General features: G+C 62.1%; 19 protein-coding genes. 13 read left to right on the plus strand and 6 right to left on the minus strand.

What is annotated here, in order from left to right:
- Positions 1 to 4: 4 nt before the first annotated feature.
- Together NEZ08_RS24180 and NEZ08_RS24185 are read left to right on the plus strand one after the other, a co-directional pair.
- On the plus strand, positions 5 to 760 hold the full coding sequence (locus tag NEZ08_RS24180) for a rhomboid family intramembrane serine protease (RefSeq protein ID WP_298112846.1): 756 nt from the start codon (positions 5 to 7) through the stop codon (positions 758 to 760).
- Between the two features lie 379 nt (positions 761 to 1,139).
- Complete coding sequence (locus NEZ08_RS24185) at positions 1,140 to 1,568, plus strand: CBS domain-containing protein (protein ID WP_298112791.1); 429 nt, start codon at positions 1,140 to 1,142, stop codon at positions 1,566 to 1,568.
- 16 nt (positions 1,569 to 1,584) lie between these two features.
- Here the strand turns inward: NEZ08_RS24185 and NEZ08_RS24190 are convergent, their stop codons facing one another.
- A complete protein-coding gene (locus NEZ08_RS24190; protein ID WP_298112794.1) occupies positions 1,585 to 2,613 on the minus strand; it encodes a patatin-like phospholipase family protein in 1,029 nt (342 codons plus the stop codon).
- A gap of 347 nt (positions 2,614 to 2,960) precedes the next feature.
- Between NEZ08_RS24190 and NEZ08_RS24195 the strand changes: the two genes are divergently transcribed.
- Together NEZ08_RS24195 and NEZ08_RS24200 are read left to right on the plus strand one after the other, a co-directional pair.
- A complete protein-coding gene (locus tag NEZ08_RS24195; protein WP_367278458.1) occupies positions 2,961 to 3,941 on the plus strand; it encodes a hypothetical protein in 981 nt (326 codons plus the stop codon).
- Positions 3,942 to 4,105: 164 nt separating this feature from the next.
- Positions 4,106 to 6,577, plus strand: coding sequence for an EAL domain-containing protein (locus NEZ08_RS24200; RefSeq protein WP_298112800.1), 2,472 nt, complete (start codon positions 4,106 to 4,108; stop codon positions 6,575 to 6,577).
- A 1-nt stretch (position 6,578) separates the two neighbouring features.
- Here NEZ08_RS24200 and NEZ08_RS24205 read toward each other — a convergent pair whose 3' ends face one another.
- Both NEZ08_RS24205 and thrS read right to left on the minus strand, forming a co-directional pair.
- Positions 6,579 to 7,142 (minus strand): nitroreductase, encoded by a 564-nt coding sequence (locus NEZ08_RS24205; protein WP_298112802.1) that lies wholly within the window; start codon positions 7,140 to 7,142, stop codon positions 6,579 to 6,581.
- Between the two features lie 380 nt (positions 7,143 to 7,522).
- On the minus strand, positions 7,523 to 9,571 hold the full coding sequence (gene thrS / locus NEZ08_RS24210) for a threonine--tRNA ligase (protein ID WP_298112804.1): 2,049 nt from the start codon (positions 9,569 to 9,571) through the stop codon (positions 7,523 to 7,525).
- Positions 9,572 to 9,773: 202 nt separating this feature from the next.
- On the opposite strand from thrS, the gene NEZ08_RS24215 reads away from it, so the two are divergent.
- Together NEZ08_RS24215 and NEZ08_RS24220 are read left to right on the plus strand one after the other, a co-directional pair.
- Positions 9,774 to 11,024 carry a hypothetical protein gene (locus tag NEZ08_RS24215; RefSeq protein WP_298112807.1) on the plus strand — a complete coding sequence of 417 codons (1,251 nt, stop codon included), beginning with the start codon at positions 9,774 to 9,776 and terminating at the stop codon, positions 11,022 to 11,024.
- A gap of 121 nt (positions 11,025 to 11,145) precedes the next feature.
- The gene (locus NEZ08_RS24220) at positions 11,146 to 12,324 is read left to right on the plus strand and encodes an MFS transporter (protein WP_298112811.1); all 1,179 of its coding nucleotides are present in this window, start codon (positions 11,146 to 11,148) and stop codon (positions 12,322 to 12,324) included.
- Positions 12,325 to 12,338: 14 nt separating this feature from the next.
- On the opposite strand, the gene NEZ08_RS24225 is transcribed toward NEZ08_RS24220, so the two are convergent.
- Entirely contained in the window at positions 12,339 to 13,541 is a 1,203-nt protein-coding gene (locus NEZ08_RS24225) for an alpha/beta hydrolase (RefSeq protein WP_298112849.1), read from the minus strand.
- A gap of 383 nt (positions 13,542 to 13,924) precedes the next feature.
- Between NEZ08_RS24225 and NEZ08_RS24230 the strand changes: the two genes are divergently transcribed.
- Positions 13,925 to 15,298 carry an APC family permease gene (locus tag NEZ08_RS24230; protein WP_298112815.1) on the plus strand — a complete coding sequence of 458 codons (1,374 nt, stop codon included), beginning with the start codon at positions 13,925 to 13,927 and terminating at the stop codon, positions 15,296 to 15,298.
- Between the two features lies 1 nt (position 15,299).
- Complete coding sequence (locus NEZ08_RS24235; RefSeq protein ID WP_298112819.1) at positions 15,300 to 16,535, plus strand: hypothetical protein; 1,236 nt, start codon at positions 15,300 to 15,302, stop codon at positions 16,533 to 16,535.
- 62 nt (positions 16,536 to 16,597) lie between these two features.
- Here the strand turns inward: NEZ08_RS24235 and yidD are convergent, their stop codons facing one another.
- The gene (yidD, locus tag NEZ08_RS24240) at positions 16,598 to 16,954 is read right to left on the minus strand and encodes a membrane protein insertion efficiency factor YidD (protein WP_298112821.1); all 357 of its coding nucleotides are present in this window, start codon (positions 16,952 to 16,954) and stop codon (positions 16,598 to 16,600) included.
- Between the two features lie 270 nt (positions 16,955 to 17,224).
- Here yidD and NEZ08_RS24245 point away from each other — a divergent pair, with 270 nt between their 5' ends.
- Positions 17,225 to 18,088: a hypothetical protein gene (locus NEZ08_RS24245; protein WP_298112824.1), complete on the plus strand. Its 864-nt coding sequence runs from the start codon at positions 17,225 to 17,227 to the stop codon at positions 18,086 to 18,088.
- Between the two features lie 32 nt (positions 18,089 to 18,120).
- Here the strand turns inward: NEZ08_RS24245 and NEZ08_RS24250 are convergent, their stop codons facing one another.
- Entirely contained in the window at positions 18,121 to 18,597 is a 477-nt protein-coding gene (locus NEZ08_RS24250; RefSeq protein ID WP_298112826.1) for an iron-sulfur cluster assembly scaffold protein, read from the minus strand.
- Positions 18,598 to 18,821: 224 nt separating this feature from the next.
- Between NEZ08_RS24250 and folE the strand changes: the two genes are divergently transcribed.
- The 4 genes from folE to NEZ08_RS24270 all read left to right on the plus strand — a co-directional run bounded on the left by folE (position 18,822) and on the right by NEZ08_RS24270 (position 22,552).
- Positions 18,822 to 19,559 (plus strand): GTP cyclohydrolase I FolE, encoded by a 738-nt coding sequence (folE, locus tag NEZ08_RS24255; protein WP_298112829.1) that lies wholly within the window; start codon positions 18,822 to 18,824, stop codon positions 19,557 to 19,559.
- A 27-nt stretch (positions 19,560 to 19,586) separates the two neighbouring features.
- Positions 19,587 to 20,006, plus strand: coding sequence for a phosphoribosyl-AMP cyclohydrolase (gene hisI / locus NEZ08_RS24260; RefSeq protein ID WP_298112851.1), 420 nt, complete (start codon positions 19,587 to 19,589; stop codon positions 20,004 to 20,006).
- Positions 20,007 to 20,154: 148 nt separating this feature from the next.
- A complete protein-coding gene (locus NEZ08_RS24265; RefSeq protein WP_298112832.1) occupies positions 20,155 to 21,222 on the plus strand; it encodes a transglycosylase SLT domain-containing protein in 1,068 nt (355 codons plus the stop codon).
- Positions 21,223 to 21,379: 157 nt separating this feature from the next.
- On the plus strand, positions 21,380 to 22,552 hold the full coding sequence (locus tag NEZ08_RS24270) for a DUF2336 domain-containing protein (protein WP_298112835.1): 1,173 nt from the start codon (positions 21,380 to 21,382) through the stop codon (positions 22,550 to 22,552).
- Positions 22,553 to 22,632 lie beyond the last annotated feature (80 nt).

Here is a 22,632-nt window from a genome sequence, read left to right on the forward strand (position 1 = left end):
AACCCTGCCGCAGCTTCCACCGTCCCGCCGTCGCGAGCCGCTACTCACGCTGCCCGGTGCATTGACCGCCTACATTCTCCTGCTCGCGGTGATCCACCTGCGCGTGCTTTTGCCACGCGACCTCGACAACTGGATCGTCATTGCCTTCGGATTCATCCCCAAGCGCTATGACGCGACATTGCTGCCGGATGCTTTTCCCGGGGGGGAGGGGGCGAAATACTGGACGTTCGTGACCTATTCCCTGCTGCACGCCAACCTCAGTCATATCGGCTTCAACGTGCTGTGGCTCCTTCCGTTTGGCAGCGCGCTGGCGCGCCGTTTCGGCGCAGTCCGTTTCTACGTTTTCATGGCCGTTACAGCGGCGGCCGGCGCGCTTGCCCATCTGATCTCGCATGAGCATGAGCTCGCGCCGATGATCGGTGCGTCGGCCTCGGTCTCCGGCACGATGGCTGCCAGCATCCGCTTCGCATTCGTGCGGGGCAGCTTTCTTTCTTTCAGCAGAGGCGATGCAGACCGCGCCGCGAAGGTGCCCGCGCAATCGCTGTGGCAAGCGCTGCGCGACCGCCGCGTCATCGCCTTCCTCGCCGTCTGGTTCGTTGTCAACCTCATTTTCGGGATTGGTTCGATTGCGATCGGCATGGAAGGCGCCACAGTCGCCTGGCAAGCGCATATCGGCGGTTTTTTGGCCGGTCTTGTCCTGTTTTCGCTGTTCGACCCGGTTCCGCGCTCATCGTCCGACGTTGCGGACGCAGACGATTAACACCGCGAATTTGAAGTTTCTGTCAGTTGGGCCGCGCGTCCTTCATAGGAGCTTCGAATTCAAAAGCCGCACAGGAAACAAGAAGTTGCTGAAGCTCCTTTGAGGTCGACGTTCGCGTCAGAGGATGCCGCGGCATCCTGCGACCTTCGGAAGCGGAGCGCTATGTCTGAATTCTCTGGGCTTCGCTTGCGGGGCGGTGAGATTTAATCCATCATTCGCGACATGCGGCACGGCACGAGCCGCAGATGTTGCTCGTCAGGCCGTGGCAACCGCACAAGCGCCCCGCAACCAAAGTGGCGCATCACTGTTGTTTGAAGACTCAAATGAACAAAGAACGCGCTCGCTTTTCAAGGGCGCGATCGACTTCAAGGAGGCGACAATGACGGTACGTGCAATTCTCGATACCAAAGGCCATCAGATCACGAGCGTCGAGCCGGAGGCGAGGCTCTCCGCCGCCGTCAGGATTCTAGGGGAACGCAAGATCGGCGCCGTGCTCGTCATGAGCGCAGGCCGGATTGAGGGTATTCTGTCGGAGCGTGACATCGTGCGCGTCCTGGGCGAGCGGGGGGCGGCCATCCTTGAAGACCCCGTCAGCGCGGTGATGACCCGCAAGGTCGTCAGCTGCAAGCAGTCCGATACCGTCAGCGCGATCATGGAGATGATGACGCGCGGAAAATTCCGTCATCTGCCGGTCGTCGATGGCGAGCGGGTGGTCGGCCTGATCTCGATTGGCGACGTTGTCAAATGGCGCGTGCAGGAATATGAGCGCGAGCAGGAAGCGCTGCGCGAATATATCAAGACGGCCTGACGTAAGAGACCACCGCTCAGGACGAACCGTCGAGCGCGTCCTTGCCAGAGACGCCGTTATCGATCGCAGCAGCCGGGGTGGCCGGCGCCAGAACGCCGATCACTTCCTGGATCGAGGCCATGGCGCGTTCGGCCGCGCGCGCGCCGTGGGCGATCAATTCGTCGGCCCGATGAAAATCAAACCACCCAATCTGGCCGATTCGGGGTGTGATCAGGAGGTCGGGCGGGTCGCCGGCAAGGCGCGCCCGGGTAATGCGGTCCTGCATGATGTTGAAGGCATCGACCATCACCGAGGAAATCCCCGGTCGGCCGCCGCCGCCGAAAAACTCCCGTTTGACCGCCCGTTCCGCCGAAAAGAACTTGCCAATTCCGCGTCGCGCCGGCCCGACGGGGACTTCCTTGGCAACCTCGGAAGCGCCGTGCGAATAGATCGTGGTCGAATGGGCGAAGATGTCGCTTGAGAGATTGGCGGCAATCACGATCTCGGCGCCCAGGGCCCGCGCCGCCGAGACCGGCACCGGATTGACCAGCGCGCCGTCAACCAGCCAGCGATCGCCGATGAGGACGGGCGCGAAGATGCCGGGCAATGCGTAGGAGGCCCGCATGGCCTCGACGATGCGGCCGTGCGTTACCCAGGTCTCATGTCCGGTCCGGACTTCGGTTGCGACCGTTGCGAATTTGAGCGGCAAATCCTCGATCAGGGTCGTGCCAAGCGAGGTCTCAAGCTCCGCGGCAAGCTTGTCACCGCCGATCAGGCCGGAGCCGTTGAGCTTGAGGTCGAGGTAGGAAAGGACATTTCGCGGCTGCAAGCCACGCGCCCATGTCTCCAGCGTGTCGAGATGACCGGCCGCGAAGGCCCCGCCGACGACCGCTCCGATTGAGGTACCGACTACAACGTTGGGGACGATGCCGTAGGCGATCAGGGTCCGAACGATGCCGATATGGGCGAAGCCGCGCGCGGCTCCGCCACCGAGCGCAAGGCCGATAACGGGACGCCGGCCAGCCGTTTTGTCCCGGAACTGTCCGCCATTTTGGCCTCGCCCCATCCAACTATCCAACACGGAAGGTTCTCCCTCTTGGGGCCAATTCCAACATCCCTGCTCGCCGGGAGCGAATGTCAGGTCCACTCGATCGAGGCTATCGCCAGACGGCGGCTCCCGCCAGAACGGCAGGCAAGCATGGTTTATGCCGGGGGCTGGGGTGAGATTGTGACAAGGCCGCGGCCAATCCTAAAAAGTAACCGGGGTGCCCCGCACCGGTTCCGTATCTCTCCGGTCAGGCCAGTGCAGGCTTGAATTTGCCGCGTTTTCAGTGAAAACCATCAAAGATGAAGCGGGGCAGGCAGGTTACCGGTGGGGCAGGGCGAGCGTGTTCGCCTCTGCCGGCCTTTGCCTTGATCTTGGGGCTGGTCGTCACCGCCCCCGTTTCGGCGCAATTGTTCAGCGACAGGCCCCCGCCGGTGCCTCCGGCGCTCGTGCCGGATGTTCCCGGCGGACCCGCAATGAATCTGGCGCCGTCCTCTGGTCCGGCCGTTCCCAACCTGCCGCCGCCCTTGAACGCGGCGCCTTCCGTCGCCGCAGTGCCGCCGGCTCCGCCCGGAAGCATTGCCCCGTCGAACCAGGCCGTGCTGGCGCTGACGGCGCGTTTCGGCAAGGACCTTCCGCTGATAACCGGCGGTCTGGTGTGGCGCATCTTCTCGGACAAGCCGGATGAAACCGGCAATGTGAAGATGATCCGCGAGGACCGGAATCCTTCGCCGAACATCGTGCTGCCGCCTGGCAACTACGTGATCCACGTCGCACTTGGCCTCGTCAGCGCCGTGCGGCCGGTGACGCTGAAGGCGGAGACCAATCGGGAATCCTTCATCCTTCCCGCAGGCGCCCTGCGTCTCGAAGGCCGCGTGGGCAGCTCGAAGATTCCCCAGAACCAGGTTTCATTTGCGATCTACAAGGGCAGCCAGTTCGAAGGCGGCGAGCGTGCACCGCTGGTACCCAGCGTGTCTCCAGGCGACCTCGTTCTGCTTCCCGAGGGGACGTACTACATTGTTTCCAATTACGGAGACGCCAATTCCGTGGTGCGCTCGGATATTCGCGTGCAGGCCAGCAAACTGACCGATGTTACGGTTACCCATCGCGCCGCCGTCATCACGCTCAAGCTCGTCAGCGATCACGGCGGCGAGGCCCTCGCCAATACCGCATGGTCGGTGATCACGCCGGGCGGCGACGTCGTCAAGGAATCGATCGGCGCGTTCCCGCGCGTCGTTTTGTCGGAAGGCGAATACCGCGCCATCGCCAAGAACGAGGGCAAGGTCTATGAGCGGGCTTTCAACGTCGTTAACGGCGTCGACGGTGAGGTCGAAGTGATCGCTCACTGATGCTTGCCCGCGCTGTCATAGTCTCTAACGCGCACTAACCATCGCGCGACTTAAAACTGTCATAATTGCTGCGGCGCTTTTCTGCCGGCGGAATTTTTACATCCCTTTAAAGCGCAGGCGTCATTGCATGCGGCGTGCATTGCTCGCGCACGTTGGGAAATGTCATGCTTGCTGCCAGGAAGCCGTCGGGAAAAGCCTTACCGGAGATGTTCGATGATGTCCCGGTCCTCCAGCGCAAGTGGCAGGCCGGACTTCGTCCCGGCGAGAAGCTGCCGGCCTATGAAGATGTCATGCTCGGAAGCCTCGGACGGCTCGCCGACCATATCATCCTGCTCAAGGATGGCGAGCGCGGCCTCGAAGTTTCACGTACCGGCCGCTACGCCCAGAAGTGGCTCGGTCACGATCACCTGAATTCTCCGATCAGTCAGTTGTCGCCGGATTGCGCGACCATGCTCGCGGAAGCGGCGGCAAGCGCGCTCAACAACAGCCGCCCCTATGTTGCTGCAGCCTACTGCGTGCGCGACGGCCTGGTTAAGACCTATGACCTGCTGGCGCTGCCAACCGCCTCGCGCTGGGGCCATACATTGATTGGCGTCTATGTCAACGAGCGTGCTCCCCAGTACAATTTGCTCGATGCGATCTTCTCCGCCACCGATGAAGGCGTGCTTTCGCTTGCGGTGATCCGCGACTCGGAAGGCAGGCCATTCGACTTCCAGATCGTTCATCACAATGCGGGGGCTGCACGGCTTTTGAAAGTGCCGGCGGAGGGATTGCTGTGGCAGCGGCTGAGCGCAAAGGGAAATGTTCTGTGCTCGGGCGACGTAATTGAGCGCTTGCTTCAGGTCGTCGAAACGGGCAACGGCTATCAGTTCGAGATCGACAGCAATGATCGCAGCCTGCAACTGGGTGCGACCGCCTTCGGCGACATCCTCGCGCTGACGGTCTCCGACATCACGGCGTTGAAGCGGCGCGAGGCGTCGTTCCGACTGCTGTTCGACAACAATCCAATGCCGATGTGGGTGTTCGAACCGGCGACCGCGCGGTTTCTCAGCGTCAACGATGCGGCAGTCCAGCATTACGGCTACGCCCGCGAAAAATTCCTGGCCATGACGCTCGACGAGATCTGGCCGGAGGACGAGCGGATCAGCCATAAGGAAGCATTGGTGAACATCGGCGATTCCTATCATTCCGGCCGCAACTGGCGGCATATCAGAGCCGACGGCAGCGAGATTCATGTGCTGACCTATGGCCGCCGGGTCGCATTCAACGGCCAGGACGGCTATCTCGTGGCCATCGCCGACATCACCGAGCGTCTCAAGGCCGAGGCGCGCATCGCGTATATGGCGCATCATGACGGGCTGACGGATCTGCCCAACCGCGAGTTCTATCAGGAGCGGCTACGCCAGTCGCTGGAGGAAGCGCAAGGCTCTAACAAGCGGGTGGCAGTGCTGTGTGTCGACCTCGATCTGTTCAAGAACGTCAACGATTCCTTCGGCCATCCGATGGGCGACCGCCTGTTGCGGCTGGTCGCCGGCCGCTTGCAGTCACAGGTTCGCGGCAATCACATCGCCGCGCGTCTCGGAGGCGATGAGTTTGCATTGATTCTCGTCTCGGATCCGACGCCAAAGGAGATCAGCGACTTTTCCACCCGCCTGATCAGCGTGCTGAGCGAAAGCTACGATATTGACGGCATCGAGGTTGTGATCGGCGCCAGCGTTGGTATTGCGCTGTCGCCGAGTGACGGCACGACGTCGGAGGAATTGATGCGTAGCGCCGACATGGCGCTGTACCGCGCCAAGTCCGACGGCGGCGGCGTCCATCGCTTCTTCGAGCGCGAAATGGACCTCCTGGCGCAAAAACGCCGCGACATGGAGGTCGATCTGCGCCGCGCCTTTGCCAACGGAGAGTTTCAACTGCATTACCAGCCGCTGGTCGACATTGGAGCCAATCGCATCAGTGGCTTCGAGGCGCTGTTGCGATGGCAGCATCCCGAGAAAGGCATGATCTCGCCGGCCGAGTTCATTCCGATCGCCGAAGATATCGGCCTGATTGTCTCGATCGGCGAATGGGTGTTGCGCGAGGCATGCACCGAAGCCGCGAAATGGCCCGGTGACGTCAAGGTTGCTGTCAACCTGTCGGCAGTGCAGTTTCGCAGCCGCAATCTGGTTCAGGCCGTGATCTCGGCGCTGGCGCATTCCGGCTTGTCGCCGCTGCGGCTTGAACTCGAAATTACGGAATCGGTGTTTCTGGCCGAAACGGAAGCCAATCTCGCCATCCTGCATCAGTTGCGCGGACTCGGCGTGCGCATCTCCATGGATGATTTCGGTACCGGTTATTCCAGTCTGAGCTACCTGCGCAGCTTTCCCTTTGACAAGATCAAGATCGACCGATCGTTCGTCAAGGATATCGCCGAGCGGCCGGATTGCGTTGCGATCGTCCGCGCCATCTCCGGTCTGGGCCGCAGCCTCAACATCAGGACAACTGCGGAGGGCGTGGAAACGGTCGATCAGCTCGACTGGCTACGCAACGAGGGATGCGACGAGGTGCAAGGCTTTCTGTTCAGCGCTGCAAGGCCGGCGAGCGAAATCGCCGCATTGTTTTCCAGATTTGACGAGCGTGCCTCGCAGGCGGCGTGATCTAAAACCGTGTAACGAGATCCGACAGCGCAGGACGCGGGCGGTCCTCGTTCGGTCTGGTCATTTTGCCGATATGAATGAATCCGGCAAGTTTTTCCTCCGCCTTCAACCCCAGCCTGTCGAGGACATCGCGGTCGAAAGCAAACCATCCCGTGAGCCAGCACGCGCCATAGCCGAGCGCGGTCGCGGCCGTCACGATGTTCATCGCGCTCGCGCCGGCTGACAATTCCTGCTCCCACGGCGGCACTTTGGGATGCGGCTTTGTCAGGCTAACGACGCCGATCACGAGTGGTGCGTCGGTCAGGCGCCGTTTCTCGACCTCGATATCAGCGGGCGCGGCATTCGGATGTTTTTTCGCAAAGACGCCGGCGATGACTTCGCCCGCGCGAAGGCGCGCATCACCTTCGAAGATGATGAAGCGCCATGGCGCAAGCTTGCCGTGATCGGGCACCCTGGCGCCGATCGTCAGGATCGTTTCCAGTTCGGACGGCGAGGGGCCGGGACCGCTCATCTCACGTGGCTTGACGGAGCGGCGGGTTTTCAGGAGTTCAAGGGCGTCGGGCATTGGAATCCGATAGATTGGGTTGCCATGCAGATATCTGCATCTGCAAGGCGGATGCAAGCCGGGTTTATTTTGGGAGCTCTCCAAATTCGTTCGCGGCCGCCTTTTTTGATTGTGCGCAAAGATCGCCCCGTCGTCTCGGCTCCGTTGCCTTCATGCTTATCGGAGGCCCGCAATGGCGATACCAGCAGATCCCAAACCCGAGGTGGCCTAGAATCTTCAACCGCGACTGCGCAATCGAGCATTGAGCGGAGGCCGGATCGAACGGCCGATCGATCCCGATACGCCACAGCGTGAGCGCGAGCGACGAATTGACCGGCTGACCGAAGGTCCGCCGGAATGGTCAAGATTCGCGCCGAGCAGGCGCGAACTAGAAAAGGCGGCTAGGCGTTCGACCGTGCGCGCTTGATGTCGGGCGGCGTCGCCTCGTCGACCAGGGCAGCGATCGCTTCCTCGGTCGCCATCACCTTCTGTCCGTCGCTGCCCAGCCGCCGCACCGAGACCGAATGCGTCTCAGCCTCCTTCTTGCCGACGACAAGGAGCGCGGGGATCTTCGCCAGCGAATGTTCGCGGACCTTGTAGTTGATCTTCTCGTTACGCAGGTCGATCTCGACGCGCAGACCGGCGCGCCGCGCGGCCGCCGCGACCACCTTGGCGTATTCGTCGCCTTCCGAGGTGATGGTAGTGACCACCGCCTGGATCGGCGCCAACCAAAGCGGAAAGTTGCCGGCGTAATGTTCGATCAGGATGCCGATGAAGCGTTCCATAGAGCCGCAGATCGCCCGATGCACCATCACCGGTGCCTTCTTCGAGCCGTCGGCGTCGATGTAAAATGCCCCAAACCGTTCGGGCAGGTTGAAGTCAACCTGCGTGGTGCCGCATTGCCAGTCGCGGCCGATGGCGTCACGCAGCACATATTCGAACTTCGGGCCGTAGAATGCGCCTTCGCCGGGATTGATCGAGGTCTTGATGCGCTGATTGTGGCTGTTCGCCTCGATCTCGCTCAAGACTGTTGCCATTACGCGTTCGGCATGGTCCCACATTTGATCGGTGCCGACCCGCTTTTCGGGACGGGTCGAAAGCTTGACGGTGAGTTCACCCTCGAAGCCGAAGTCGGCGTAGGTCGACAGGATCAGCTCGTTGATCTTGAGGCATTCCTCCGCGAGCTGCGCCTCGGTGCAGAATACATGCGCATCGTCCTGCGTGAAGCCCCGCACGCGCATCAGGCCGTGCATGGCCCCTGAAGCCTCATAGCGGTGCACGACGCCGAATTCCGCCAGCCGCAAGGGCAGATCTCTATAACTCTTCAGGCCATGCTTGAAGATCTGCACGTGGCCGGGGCAATTCATCGGCTTCAGCGCAAACCAGCGCTTGTCCTCGGCCTCGTCGCCGGCGGATTGCGCGGCGAACATGTTCTCGCGGTACCAGTCCCAGTGGCCGGACGTCTCCCACAACACCTTGTCGAGGATTTGCGGCGCATTGACCTCGCTGTAATCGCCGGTGAGCCGGCGGCGCATGTAGGCGATCAGCGCCTGGAAAATCGTCCAGCCCTTGGGGTGCCAGAACACCACGCCCGGACCTTCTTCCTGGAAGTGGAACAGATCGAGTTCACGCCCCAACTTGCGGTGATCGCGCTTCTCGGCTTCCTCGATCTGCTTCAGATAAGCGTCGAGGTCCTCCTGCCTGGCAAACGCCGTGCCGTAGATGCGAGTCAGCATCGGATTGTTGGAATCGCCGCGCCAGTAAGCGCCGGCCACCTTCATCAGTTTGAATGCGTTTCCGATCTTGCCGGTCGAGGTCATGTGCGGGCCGCGGCACAGGTCGAACCAGTCGCCCTGGAAATAGATCTTGATCGGCTCGTCGCCCGGGATGGCGTCGACCAGTTCGACCTTGAAATTCTCGCCCTTGTCGCGGAACACCTGCTTGGTTTTCTCGCGGTCCCAGACCTCCTTGGTGAATGGTTTGTCGCGGGCGACGATCTCGCGCATCTTCTTCTCGATCGCCGCGAAATCCTCCGGCGTGAACGGCTCGTTTCGGAAGAAATCGTAGTAGAAGCCGTTTTCGATCACGGGTCCGATCGTCACCTGCGTACCCGGCCACAGCGACTGCACGGCTTCGGCGAGCACGTGCGCGGCGTCGTGGCGGATCAGTTCGAGTGCGCGTGGATCTTCGCGCGAGATCAGCTCGATCTTTGCGTCGTTCTCGATTCCGTCGTTGAGATCGGCCAGGCGGCCATCCAGTGCCATCGCCACGGTACGCTTGGCAAGTGAGGGCGAGATGCCCTTTGCAATGTCCATCCCTGTCGTGCTCTTGGGATAGTCGCGCTTGGCTCCGTCGGGGAAGGTGAGGGTGACTTTTTGCACGGGCTCGGCCGGCTTCAAGTTGGTAATGCTGTACTGGAATCCCGACGCGGGGGCGTTCTTGTCCGACATGATCATCTCCTCAGGGCTCACTCCTGCGAACGAGCGCAGGTAAGCGGGGAACCGAAGTCGTATAACAGCCGATTCGGGCACTGCAATCCGGCAATATCAAGAAAATCGTGCCATGCCGACAGTTCGTCCAGGGTTGGCGAAGGGCCTTGACACTGGAAGGCTGTTGGCGTTCCTCCCCGTCGCTGGAATTCCTGGGGTCTCCATGACACTGCGTCCCGTCCTCGCCGCCTTGTTCGTGCTGGTATGTGGACCGGTGGCGGCGCAGCCGCTCGCGCGGCTTGCCCAGCCGGCGAGGGCCCGGGCGGCGATAACGGTCCGGCCAATACAAACACATCCCGTCGTCTTCTACGTCGCCAAGGGCGCGCCCGATTCATGCGGCAGCGGCTGCGACACCTGGATCGCGATCGAGGGCCAGATCGATGGCGGCGCAGCCGCGCGGTTTCGCAGATTTTTCCAGCCGCTCAGGAATCGCAACCTGCCAATCTACATCACCTCGCCCGGCGGCAACCTCGATCAGGCGCTCGCGATGGGGACGTTCCTCCATGCAAAGCCAGCAGTCGTGCGGGTGGCGCGCACGGTCGTGAAGGAGTGCGGGTTCGAGGCGCAGGACAGCGACGTCTGTCTCAAGCTCAAACAATCCGGCCGCGAACTAACCGGCGATCTCTGGACCCGTAATGCCATCTGCAATTCGGCCTGTCCCTATTTCCTGCTCGGCGCGTCCACGCGCGAGATTGCGCCCGACGCCTCGCTTGGGGTGCATTCGGCGAAAGTCATCACGCAGTTCGTTGGGGTCGTGCCGACGCCGGCGATGCTCGCCGCGGCAGCCCGGCGCGGCCAGGAGCGCTCCAACGGCCTGCTGGCGAACTATTTTGCGCGGGTGGGCGCCGATGCCGGGCTATTGAAGCTCGTGGGCACCGTGAAATTCGAGGACGTGCACGTGTTGACCCGCGAAGAAATCATCCGTTTCGGAATCGATCGGCGTGAGCATGTCGAGACGCCGTGGCATTTCGAGAACGGCGGACGCAGTATGGTCGACAAGGTCGCCTCCGAGAAGGTCGAAGGCGCCAGCTCGTATCGGCTGCTGCAGTGGCGGTTGATCTGCTCGAGCGCCGAGCAGTTCGAACTCGACCTCCAGCGGCCAGCCGCAAAGTCGGTCTTTCCCGCCGTGGCTATCACCGATTCAGCCGCCGCGCCGCTTTATTTTACGCAGATCACCGCACAGGCGGGCGGGGCTGAGTTCTGGGGCGTGCGCATGAAGCGTGCAGCCCTCGACGAACTGGCTGCGGAGCCGCAATTTGAGTTCATCGAATCGTCGGAGACGCCGGACGGGCGGCAAGCCACGCAAACGGCGCTGTCAACCGAGGGCCTTTCCCGCGCCCTTGATAGCCTGCTGCCAACCTGCCCGCCGGCCAAAGCAGTAACCGTCAGCACCCGTGATGCAGCCGAAAAATAGCGTCGGCTGAACGTCTTTCTGTCATGTATCGCACGATTTTCTTTCATGCACACAGAGCGGCGTCCAAACAAGTCGCATCGCGGCCTTCCCATCGCGAAACGGGAAGGTTAGATGCGGCTGCATGAAAAATCTCTCGCCCGGGATTCCCGTTCACCGTCGTTTCGCTCCGACCGCCTTGATGTTGGGCAATATCGCGACGGGCTGTTCGATCCTGGCACCGGCCGGCATGCTGATCGAACTCGCGGCAGATCTCGACATCACGGTCCACACTGCGGGGCTCCTCGTGACCTTCGGTGCGATCATCCTCTGCATTGGCTCGCCGTTGACGGCGTGGCTGACCAGCCGGATCGAGCGACGCGCCTTGCTCGCGTTCACGCTTGCCGTTCTCGCGCTCGGTAATATTGCTTCGGCCTTCGCGCCCGATTATGCGGCGCTTCTGGCCATCCGCCTCGTGACGCTGGCGGTCGGCGCCCTGTACACGCCGCAGGCCGCAGGCACGGCGGCATTGATCGTCCCAGCGGAAAAGCGCGGCGGTACCATCGCCTATGTATTCCTCGGCTGGTCGCTGGCAGCTGCTATCGGCTTGCCGCTGATCACCTTCCTGACCAGCCATTATGGCTGGCGCGCGGCCTATGGCAGCATCAGTATCATTGCAGTGGCGAGCTTGCTGTCGCTGCTCTGGCGATTGCCGAAGGGCCTGGTCGGGACGCCCGTCGATCTCAAGACATGGACCGAGCTTGCGCGCAACCCGGTGATCGTTACGCTGCTCGGCATCACCACGCTATTGACGTCGGGTCAGTTCGCCGTCTTCACCTATATGGGGCCGCTGTTATCGAAGCTGACGCATGTCGGTCCCGATGCAGTGGGGCTGGTGTTCGGTATTTACGGTGTCTGCGGCTTCATCGGGCTCGTGATCATCAGCAATATCGTTGATTCCTGGGGTCCCCTGAAGGCATCGGTGCTGTCCGTCGGACTGGTGCTGGCCGGAGTTGCCGGCTGGGCGCTGAGCGCGGGCTTCTATTCGCTGACGGCCGCGGCGGTTGCGATCTGGGGACTGGGTTTTGCATCCAGCAATTCGATGCAACAGGTGCGGCTCGTCGCTGCTGCGCCTCCGCTTGCCTCGGCCTCGGTCGCACTCAACACGTCATGCTTGTATGTCGGGCAGGCGATCGGGTCTGCGATCGGTGGCCTGTTGTACGCGCATGAACGTCTTCATGGTGTCGGTTATGCGGGTGCGGCATTTGTCGCGCTGGCGCTGGTCATGGTGGTTCTGACACGGCGCCTCGAGACGCCGGCCTGAAGCCCGACCGTTGTCTATCTGCTGATCGGCGTACCGGAGCCGCTGGCCGCATAGCGCGTCAGCGCCGGTGTCAACGACATCTTGGCGAGCACTTTGCGGATCGGCTCGTCGGACCACGCATGCGTGACATAGTCGCGGTGCCGCACGCCATCGGGCGTCTTGACGAAAATGACACTGCCGGGGCGCAAGGGACCGTCGATGTCGTCCGAGACAGCGATGCCCTTGTCGCGGATCATCTGCATCAGCTCGCGATCATGCGGCTGGGTATAGCGGGTATAGGCACTGACGAAGAATCCCGAGCGGTTGTTGGCAACCCAGGAGGCGAACTTGTCGAGTTCGCCATAGACCGCATCGAGCAGCACGACGCCGCGGATGCGATTGCCGACTCCGCCGACATCCAGGCTGTATGCGGTCGGAAGGAAGCCGCCGCTATAGCCAACGATCACGATCGGCATATTGGCAAAAGTCTTGGCCGCGGCCGGATCGCCGTAGAGTTTTGCCAGATGATCGGCCGATTCATTGATAAATCGCTTGAGACCGCCAGGCTGCCAGAACTTGCCGGCACTGGAATCGGCGGCATCGACGGCAAGCTGCGGCGCGAGCAGCACGGCGTTGGCGCCTGATTCCGAAATCTGTTGCGGCACGCGTTGACGGTCGCGCACGTCGCGCTCCAGCGTCGCGCCGTTGCCGTGGAAGAACACGACGATCACGCCGGGCTTGTTGATGTCGAAATGTTCGGGCACGTGCATCAGCACGCGATTGTCGTTGAAGGTCTCGTCCTGCCAGAAGACGCGGCCTGAATAGCTGCGGTGGCCGCGCCGTTCTCCGTTGGAGACGTTCAGGAACGGTGCGTCCGTGCGTGGATTGTTGCCGTCATAGGGGAAGGCCGATGATTTCAGCCCGATCAGCGCGGTCTGATCTTCGCGCTGCGGACGCTGGTAGGGGATCACCGGCGCCAGCGAGGCAACGCGATAGGATTTGGTTTGCACGATGCGCCGGTTTTGCGCATCAGCCGTGTTCGCCGGGCGCTGCTGCAAGCTTTCCGCCGCGGTCGGGAAGCGGTCGTTGAATTGCGGTTTGGGGAAGCGGTCGTCGAAGGTATCGCCGCTCGAGCCTTGAATGTTGGCGGCCAGCGTCCCCGCACTCGGCGAGTTGCCGCATTGGGCGAGTGTGAGCGAGAGCGGGATCAGGAGCAAAAGGCGGACAAGCCAGCGCATCGGCGAGACGGCACGCGAAAGCGCAACGCACGTCGTGCCCGGTTTCCAGGGCAACTTCACGCAACCGCAGCTTTCAGATTTCGGATTGGCCCCGACCATCCACCCCTTTGCCCCCAACAGCCATCCAGCGGCTGATGTCAGCGCGTTTGTGTTGCGGTGACGTTAATCCTCCGGAAATCTTCCCCATTTCCGGAAACGGCCTTGGGAACACGGAATCGTGTCCTCATTGTGGGAAGGGCGCACTTCTTCCCAAGCAGCCGGACGATATTGGTATTATATAACCGCTCCTGATGGATGGATCTCGGGGCTGGGGCTTCCTTGAATTGGCCCCAGCCTGCCTGCACGATGAAACTGCAGGGCATGGCGCCCGTGTGCGGGTGAACATGGCGGCATCTGAGACCGAAGGCATGGCGTGGGGAGGTCCGCTCTCCAGCGGATCGAACGTCTCCGTCGCTGTTGCAACCGCCATCGTCGTGGCCGACATGATCGGCGTCGGCGTCTTCACGAGCCTCGGCTTCCAGGTCAAGGACATTCCCTCCGGTTTTGCCATTCTCGCGCTCTGGACGGTGGGCGGCATCGTCGCGCTATGCGGCGTGTTTTCATACAGCGAATTGGGCGCCATGTTTCCGCGCTCGAGCGGCGAGTACAATTTCCTCAGCCGCGCCTATCATCCCGCCTTTGGCTTTGTCGCCGGTTTCGTCTCGGCGACTGTCGGCTTTGCGGCGCCGGTGGCGCTTGCGGCGATGGCGTTGGAGCAGTACGGGCGCGCGATCGTGCCAAATGCGCCGCCGCTTTCGCTTGCGATCGGAATCGTCTGGGCGGTATCGCTCGTCCAACTCGCGGGCGTCAGGCATTCCTCGATTTTCCAATTGATCGCGACGGTCCTGAAGGTGGTGCTGATCACGGCTTTCCTGATCGCGGGCTTCGTCATCGGCCAGGGGCAAGATGTATCGTTCGCGCCGCAAGTCCGAGATATCGGCTATGTCGCCAGTGCGCCGTTTGCGATCGGGCTCGTCTTCGTGATGTATTCGTTTTCGGGCTGGAATGCCGCGACCTATATCATCGGCGAGATGCGCGATGCCGACCAGAATTTGCCGCGCGCGTTGTTCACGGGCACGCTGATCGTGCTGGTGCTTTATGTCGCGCTGAACGCGGTCTTCCTTCATACGGCACCGATCGACAAGCTGGCTGGACAGATCGATGTCGCACGCATTGCGGGCAGCTATATTTTCGGCGAGACCGGAGGCCGTATCGTTGGAGCGATGATCTGCATCGGGCTGATATCGTCGGTCAGCGCCATGATGTGGATCGGTCCGCGCGTCATGATGACGATGGGAGAGGATATCCCGGCGTTGCGCGTATTTGCCCGCAGATCGACGCAAGGAGCGCCGGCATACGCCATCCTGTTCCAGTTGACGGTCGCAACGCTGATGTTGTTCACCCGCAGCTTCGAGGCGGTGCTCGACTTCATCCAGTTTTCGCTGCTGTTCTGCTCCTTCTTTACGGTGCTCGGCGTCATCAAGCTGCGCATCATGAGGCCCGACCTGCCAAGGCCGTACCGCGCCTGGGGATACCCGGTCACGCCCGTGATTTTCCTCCTCGTGACACTTTTCATGATGTACTATCTGGTCGTCGATCGGCCGCTCCAGTCCTTTTTTGGCGCACTGATCATGGTGTCAGGCCTGTTGATTTACCTGGTTTTCCGCAAGCGCGACGCCGGCGCTGCGAGTTCATCGCCGAGGGCAGGTCGCAAATAAGATGCTTCACACACTGAAAATCGTTGTGGCCGCTGCGGCCTTGCTATTTGCAGCAGCGCTCACTGACGCGCGTGCGTCTGATGCGCCGACGGCCGACGATACCGCGCGGTTTTTGGCCGGCATGATGCCGTCCGCCGATTCGCCGCTGACGCCGCTGACCAGGGATCCGGCCTGGCAGCGCCATTCGAGGCTTTTCGATTCCGCATTCGGCCAACTCGATCAGCGGCAGATATCGAAGGTCCGCGCCTGGTCGGAGGCCAATATCGCGGCGCCAAAGCCCACGATGTTTTACATGTTTTCGGGCCCGGACTTTCTTTACGCCAACGCATTCTATCCCGGTGCCACCACCTACGTGCTGAGTGCGCTCGAGCCGCCGGGGGCGATCCCGGACCTGACGAAGGTATCACGTGGCAGCGTTGCGGCTGCCTTGTCCAATGTCGAGCATTCGCTCGGCTCTATTCTCAGCTTCTCCTTTTTCATCACCAAGAAAATGAAGGTGGACCTGCACGAGGGGGACCTCACCGGTGCGATGCCGCTGCTGTATATATTCCTGGCGCGCTCCGGCAAGACCATCAAGAATGTCTCGACTGTTGCGCTCGACGCAAAGGGCAGCGCGTACTTCGCCAGCGAGAACTCCGGCCCCAATGCCGTGCACGGAGTTCGCATCGTGTTTGCGGGAGGCGATGGCATCGACAAGACGCTGTACTATTTCTCGACCGATCTCTCAAACTCCAGCGCCAGAGCGAGCGGCTTTTTGAAATTCTGCGCCACGCTCGCCCCCGGCAACAGCCTGATCAAGAGCGCGTCCTATCTGATGCACTCCGCCAACTTCTCGACGGTGCGCGATTTCCTTCTCGCCCACAGCGCGACCATCATTCAGGACGATTCCGGAATCCCGCTGGACTACTACGCCGCCAGGAAGTGGCGCTTGTTCCCGTTCGGCCGCTACGCCGGTCCGATCGCCGAGTTCCCGAGCAAATATCAGGAATCTTATGCCGAACTGTTTCAGCGCGCCCAGCCGCTCGATTTCGGCATCGGCTATCGCTGGCGCTCGCATGAATCGAACTTGCTGCTCGCCGTGCGCTTGCCGGATGATGGCGCGGCGACCGCAGACGCCACGCCCTCGACCGAGGCGGTTCCTCCGCCGCCGAGGCCCAGGCGGCCGCGCAGGTCTCGTCAGTTGTCGGCCCAGCCGCCGCCACCCGAGCCGTGGCACGGATTTCTCTGGTTTCAGTGAGCCGCTGAAGCCTGTCGGCGCGGGTACATCAAGCTCGCCGCAGGCCGACGCGGCGAAGAACATCACGGCGAGTTGACCCCGCGCCAGCGTCCGTATTTCCACGGTAAATACCACCGCGCACCGTCAGGTCTCGTGGCCGGCACGTTGTCGATGCCGGAGGTGCCGAACGGTTGACAACGCAGCAGCCGCGCCAGCGTCATCCATCCGCCAGCCCACAATCCGAAGCGTCCTATCGCTTCATCCGCATACACGGAGCATGTCGGCAAATGCCTGCAATTATAGCCAACCAGCGGAGAGAGCGTGTGACGGTACAGCCAGATCATCGCACGACCGGTTTGCCGCGGCAGATGTTCGACGTTGTGAGCGCAAGTCGCGCAATGGGCTGACAGCCGGTTTAGCTTGAAGAACGAATGCTTCATGAAAGTCGTGCCACGATGTCGTGTGGGCTGTCTGGTTCCACATGGGAACCCGTCTGCGTCAATAATTGTGCCACAGTTTTGGAAATATCAACCGTCTGCGCCGCGGCGCAACAAGCGCTCTATAGACGGTTCGGGTAACTGCGTTTACGCTTTTTGACGTGGGGATGACAGAATCGTTTTCGTGTTGAACCGATCCGGCCGCGGCTTGGCGTTGCGGGGGGAGGAACCAAATTGAAACTCGTCAGACTTCGCTTCCGTGGCTTGGCGCTTATGGCTCTTGCCACTCTGTGTGTTGCCGTGCCAGGCATTCTGGCCGCACTTGGGGGGCTGGCGCACGCCGACGGAACGTTGGAGGAGCGCAAGCTTCCGATGCAGTTCAGCTGGGTGGCCTGCCAGCCGCATTGCGGCGGATGGATCAGCGCCGTCGGCATCGTGACCGCGGACAGCCCGCAGGAATTCGAGGATTTCGCAAAAGGACGTGACCTTCATGGCGCGACGATCGTGCTGGATTCCAGCGGCGGCTCGGTCAACGACGCCATCACGCTTGGCCGCCGCTTCCGCGGCCTCGGTCTGATGACGACGGTCGGCACAAGCGTCCTGACCCACACGGCGCAAGGCGAACGCGACGTTATCGACCCCGACGCCTATTGCGAGTCGATGTGCGTGTTTCTCCTGCTGTCCGGCAAGACGCGCTATGTGCCGGAGGCGGCGCATGTGCGGGTGCACCAGATCTGGATGGGTGACCGTGCCGACGACGCGAAGGCCGCGAACTATTCCGCCGACGATCTCATGATCGTTGAACGCGATATTGGGCGCCTTGCCAAATACACTTTCGAAATGGGCGGCGCCGGCGACCTGCTTGCACTCTCGCTCAGCATTCCGCCGTGGGAAGAATTGCACGAATTGTCCCGCGAGGAATTGCGGCTGACCAATCTGGTCACCACCGATGCCGTCGCTGAAGTGCTGCCCTCGACAGGCGGATCGGTCATGCAGGCGGTGGCCACGAAACCGGTGCAGGATCGCTTCGTCAGCAACGCAGTCGGCGACGAGCAGGCCAAACCCGTTGCCAAATCCACCCGGACCGCCGAGGCGCTGACTCCGACCGCCAGTGTGGCCGCAGCGCCGGCCCAGTAAACGAGGCTTTGGCTTGAAGCGGTAGTCTGCTTTTACGCGGAGGCAGGCTGGGCCGCTTCCTTGCCGTTGGCCTTCGCTGCCGCTTTTGCCTCGATTTGTCCGATCGCGTCCACCACGGCGTCGAAAGTCAGCATCGTCGAAGCGTGGCGCGCCTTGTAGTCGCGGACCGGCTCGAGCACGGCGATCTCGGCCCATTTGCCCTCGGGCGGCTTGCCGTTTTCCTTCAGCATCTTGCGAACAGTCTCGCGCAGCGCCCGCAATTCGCTGGCAGTCGAGCCCACGACATTGGCTGCCATGATGGAGGAGGAGGCCTGGCCCAGCGCACAGGCCTTCACATCGTGGGCAAAGTCGGTAACCACGGGGCCGTCCATCTTGATATCGACCTTCACCGTCGATCCGCACAGTTTGGAATGCGCGGTGGCGGTGGCGTCGGGCGAGGGCAGGCGGCCGAGCCGGGGTATATTGCCGGCAAGTTCAATGATGCGCTTGTTGTAGACGTCGTTTAGCATAGTCTGAACCCACGCTTCCCGCCCTTGGCGGCCAAGGAGCATGGTCCTATATATGGTTGGAAATGGTGGAAAAACACCCCGCCATTTTCGCAGGGTGGTCTGAAACAGGTACCCGTTGGCCACCGTAAGCAATCGTAATGGGGGGACTCAGGCGCTAGGTGGAACTTCCGCCCCGTCTGCCGGTGACACTCCGGTCCTTTTCTGACCGGTCGAACGGAGCTGACATGGACGCATTGATCAAATCCCTCCGCCCGAAGACCTCTGATTCCAAGCCTTCCGATCTGAAGACCTCAGATGTGAAGCCCTCCGAAACGAAGCCGGCGGATGTCCGTCCTGCCGAGCTTGATCCTTCCGAATTTCTGGCCGCTGCGGTTCGCGCCGATCAGCCGCGCCCGTCGCGCGCCGAGGCGGAATCCGCCGTGCAGACCCTGCTGAGCTATATTGGAGAAAATCCCGAGCGCGAGGGCCTTCTGGACACGCCGCGCCGCGTGGTGGAGGCCTTCGATGAACTGTACCAGGGTTACCACCAGTGCCCGGCCGAGGTACTCGACCGCACCTTCGGCGAGACGGCCGGCTATGACGATTTCGTCCTGGTCCGCGATATCGAATTCACCTCGCAATGCGAGCATCACATGATGCCGTTCTACGGCCGGGCGCACATCGCTTATACGCCGGTCGAACGTGTCGTCGGCCTGTCTAAGCTCGCCCGGCTGACCGACATCTTTGCGCGACGGTTGCAGACCCAGGAACATCTGACGGCGCAGATTGCCGCGGCGATCGACGAGATTCTCAAGCCGCGCGGTGTTGCCGTCCTGATCGAGGCCGAGCATACCTGCATGTCGGTACGGGGGGTCGCCAAGCATGGTGCGATGACCTTCACCAGCCGCTACACCGGCATGTTCCGCGACAATCCGGCCGAGCAGGCCCGCTTCATCTCCCTGGTGCGAGTACCGCAGCGCTGAGGCGGAATCGGAGCTTTGGTGGCTAAATTGTCCGACAGTAACGAGATCGAAGAAGGGCTGAAGCTTCAGCCCAAATTCGACGCGAGCGGCCTCGTCACCTGCGTCGCTGCCGACGCGGCGACGTCCGAGGTGCTGATGGTCGCGCACATGAACGAGGAAGCGCTCCGCAGGACGATCGCGAGCGGCGAGGCCTGGTATTTCAGCCGTTCGCGCGGGGAGCTGTGGCGCAAGGGCGAAACCTCCGGCCACGTCCAGCGCGTGGTTGAGATGCGTGTCGATTGCGATCAGGACGCGATCCTCCTTCGCGTCGAGCAGACCGGTGCGGCCTGCCACACCGGCCGTCGCTCCTGTTTCTATCGCAAGGTCGAAACTACGGAGGGGAGATCGCGGCTGTCGTTCGTGAACGCAGAGCGCCAGTTCGACCCCAAGGCCGTCTACGGCGAGTAATCCGTGGGCTTCGGGCCCGCGCGGTGAGCCGTCTTAACGCCCTCTTAACCATAACCGCGGCAGTTTGGAGTCGGCTGAGCGCTGGTGGGAGCCTTCGCGTCGGTCGCCATAACTACGGGTGGTTTCGCGGGGGAGCGGAGACCAGGCAATGTCGGTCGACACATCGAATGCCTCGGCTGCGGCTGGTGTCGATCCCGCGCGCGTGCGCGTTGCCGGCGCGATCAAGCAGGCCGCTATGTCGAGCGGCATGAGCTTTCAGTACCTGTTGGCGACCGCGAAGATGGAATCGGATTTCAATCCGGGCGCGGCAGCCCCGACATCTTCCGCCCATGGCCTGTTTCAGTTCATCGATCAAACCTGGCTGGCCACGTTCAAGGACGCGGGCGCGCAACTCGGCTACGGCAGCTATGCCAAGATGATCACGCAATCGCCCGATGGCACCTATTCGGTATCCGATCCCGCTGCGCGGCAGACCATCATGAAACTGCGCGACGATCCGGCGGTCGCGTCCGAAATGGCTGCGGCATTGACGCAATCCAACAGTTTCATGCTGACCGGCATGATCGGCCGCCGTCCAACCGAAAGTGAATTGTACATGGCGCATTTCATGGGGGTCGGGGGTGCAGCCAAATTGATCGGCAATGCCGAGGACAATCCGCAGGCTTCCGCCGCGCGGCTGTTTCCGAATGCCGCGGCCGCCAACCGTTCGATCTTTTATGACCGCGCCACCGGCCGGGCGCGGAGCGTTTCCGAGGTCTACGCGGTGTTGCAGCAGCGCTATGCCAGCGCGGCGAATTCATCGGCAACCCAAAGCGCGATGGCAGCGGTTGGCGGCGACGTGAAGCCGGGCGTGGCGATGGCGAGTGCAGGCAGTAGTTCCATCCTTGCTTCGCCTCCGGTCGACAACGCGGCCTATCTCTCGACGTTTCCCGACACACGGCCGGCGGCATCGGCAGCCGCGGCATCGACGACGACGGTTGCAAGTGCAGCTTCCCCAAGCCCCGTCTTCCGTTCGCTGTTTCAGGATGGCGGCCGCAGCCAGCCGGTCTCCCAGGCGGTGCGCGAATTGTGGGGCAAGTCGGCCTCGCTGACGGCAGATCCGCCGGTCTCGCCCGGCATAACGGCGCCATCGGCCGCGGTCGCGGCGTTGCCTGCCTCGTCCTCGGGTGGTGGGCTTGATCTCTTCAGCGATCGCAACGGCACCTTCAGCGGCTGAGCCTTGTTGAACGCCCGACTGGCGCCGCCGCAGGCCTTAACAAAACGTCAATAAAACCAGCTGCTTATAGTGAACGCTTTGTTAAGCGTCGTGGTTTATTTTGTCTTGCAGCGGCGCAAAATGAAGGCGCCGAGGTTTTGCGTAAGCCGGCAGGGCAATGATCGTTCGGCAGTTCATCAGTTGGATTAAGACCGCCGGCGCGGGCGAACGCGCCGAAGCCACGCGGGCGTTGGCGCGGGCCTGGCTCATTTCCGATCTTTCCGAAGACGATCGCGCGGCCGCTGAGGGTGCGTTGCTGATGCTGCTCGATGATCCATCGCCGCTGGTGCGCCGCGCCATGGCTGATGTTTTCGCACGCAGCTACGAGGCTCCGGCTGCCATCGTGCAGGCGCTGGCGTTCGATCAGCCATCGGTCGCCCTGCCGATCCTCGAACATTCACCGCTCCTGATCGATGCCGATCTCGTCGACATTGTCGCAACCGCCGGCGGCGAGGTGCAGTGCGCGATTGCGCGCCGCACCAGTCTGCCGCCTTCCGTCTGTGCCGCGATTGCCGAGGTTGGCTCCGCTGCAGCGGCGCTGGAACTGATCGAAAACGCCTACGCGGAACTGCCGGCATTTTCCTGGGACCGCATTGTCGAGCGGCACGGTCATCTGGCGGCGATCCGCGAATCGATGCTGGTGCTGGAAGACCTGCCGGCTGCGACCCGGGTTGCGCTGGTCGCCAGGCTATCGGATACGCTTGCGCAATTCGTCGTTGCAAAGAACTGGCTGAGCGCCGATCGCGCCGAACGGGTGGCAGGTGAGGCGCGCGATCGCTCCACGGTCAGCATCGCGGCCTCCTCGCGGGGCGAGGACATGTGCGGACTGATCGCGCACTTGCGCGCGACCTCCCAGCTCACTGCGGGTCTGATCCTGCGTGCGCTTCTGTCAGGCAACCTCGAATTGTTCGAAGCGGCGCTCTCAGAATTGTCCGGTCTGCCGCGCAGCCGCGTCTCGTCGCTATTGCTTGATCGCGGCGAAGCCAGCATGTTGGCGCTCCTCAAGCGGGCGGGCTTGCCGGAATCGACCTTCGCGGCGTTCCGCGCCGCGCTTGAAGTCATTCACGAGACCGGCTTCACCGATTCGGCTGCCGACGCGGCACGCTTGCGCCGCCGCATGGTCGAACGCGTGCTGACGCATTGCGAAGCCGATCACAGCGTGACCGACCCGCTTCTAATCCTGCTTCGCCGCTTTGCGACTGAATCGGCTCGGGAAGAAGCACGGCTGTTCTGCGAGGAGCTTGCGGCCGAGCAAGCTATTGGCTTTGAGCAGGGCCTGATCGCCGCCTAGCTGATCAGTGGTCCCCGTGGAACGCAGGGACCTGTAACCAGAACCGCTTGCCCTAGTGCCCACTTTCCGAAGTTCGTGGT

It is taken from the genome of Bradyrhizobium sp. (genome assembly GCF_027451485.1).
Lineage (GTDB): Bacteria > Pseudomonadota > Alphaproteobacteria > Rhizobiales > Xanthobacteraceae > Bradyrhizobium.

What these genes read in the sequence shown, in the direction of transcription:
- NEZ08_RS24185 (WP_298112791.1), top strand. Translation starts at nt 1,140, where the DNA reads ATGACGGTACGTGCAATTCTCGATACCAAAGGCCATCAGATCACGAGC.
- NEZ08_RS24190 (WP_298112794.1), bottom strand. Translation starts at nt 2,613, where the DNA reads ATGGGGCGAGGCCAAAATGGCGGACAGTTCCGGGACAAAACGGCTGGC.
- NEZ08_RS24200 (WP_298112800.1), top strand. Translation starts at nt 4,106, where the DNA reads ATGCTTGCTGCCAGGAAGCCGTCGGGAAAAGCCTTACCGGAGATGTTC.
- NEZ08_RS24205 (WP_298112802.1), bottom strand. Translation starts at nt 7,142, where the DNA reads ATGCCCGACGCCCTTGAACTCCTGAAAACCCGCCGCTCCGTCAAGCCA.
- thrS (WP_298112804.1), bottom strand. Translation starts at nt 9,571, where the DNA reads ATGTCGGACAAGAACGCCCCCGCGTCGGGATTCCAGTACAGCATTACC.
- NEZ08_RS24215 (WP_298112807.1), top strand. Translation starts at nt 9,774, where the DNA reads ATGACACTGCGTCCCGTCCTCGCCGCCTTGTTCGTGCTGGTATGTGGA.
- NEZ08_RS24220 (WP_298112811.1), top strand. Translation starts at nt 11,146, where the DNA reads ATGAAAAATCTCTCGCCCGGGATTCCCGTTCACCGTCGTTTCGCTCCG.
- NEZ08_RS24225 (WP_298112849.1), bottom strand. Translation starts at nt 13,541, where the DNA reads ATGCGCTGGCTTGTCCGCCTTTTGCTCCTGATCCCGCTCTCGCTCACA.
- NEZ08_RS24230 (WP_298112815.1), top strand. Translation starts at nt 13,925, where the DNA reads ATGGCGGCATCTGAGACCGAAGGCATGGCGTGGGGAGGTCCGCTCTCC.
- NEZ08_RS24235 (WP_298112819.1), top strand. Translation starts at nt 15,300, where the DNA reads ATGCTTCACACACTGAAAATCGTTGTGGCCGCTGCGGCCTTGCTATTT.
- yidD (WP_298112821.1), bottom strand. Translation starts at nt 16,954, where the DNA reads ATGAAGCATTCGTTCTTCAAGCTAAACCGGCTGTCAGCCCATTGCGCG.
- NEZ08_RS24245 (WP_298112824.1), top strand. Translation starts at nt 17,225, where the DNA reads ATGGCTCTTGCCACTCTGTGTGTTGCCGTGCCAGGCATTCTGGCCGCA.
- NEZ08_RS24250 (WP_298112826.1), bottom strand. Translation starts at nt 18,597, where the DNA reads ATGCTAAACGACGTCTACAACAAGCGCATCATTGAACTTGCCGGCAAT.
- folE (WP_298112829.1), top strand. Translation starts at nt 18,822, where the DNA reads ATGGACGCATTGATCAAATCCCTCCGCCCGAAGACCTCTGATTCCAAG.
- NEZ08_RS24265 (WP_298112832.1), top strand. Translation starts at nt 20,155, where the DNA reads ATGTCGGTCGACACATCGAATGCCTCGGCTGCGGCTGGTGTCGATCCC.
- NEZ08_RS24270 (WP_298112835.1), top strand. Translation starts at nt 21,380, where the DNA reads ATGATCGTTCGGCAGTTCATCAGTTGGATTAAGACCGCCGGCGCGGGC.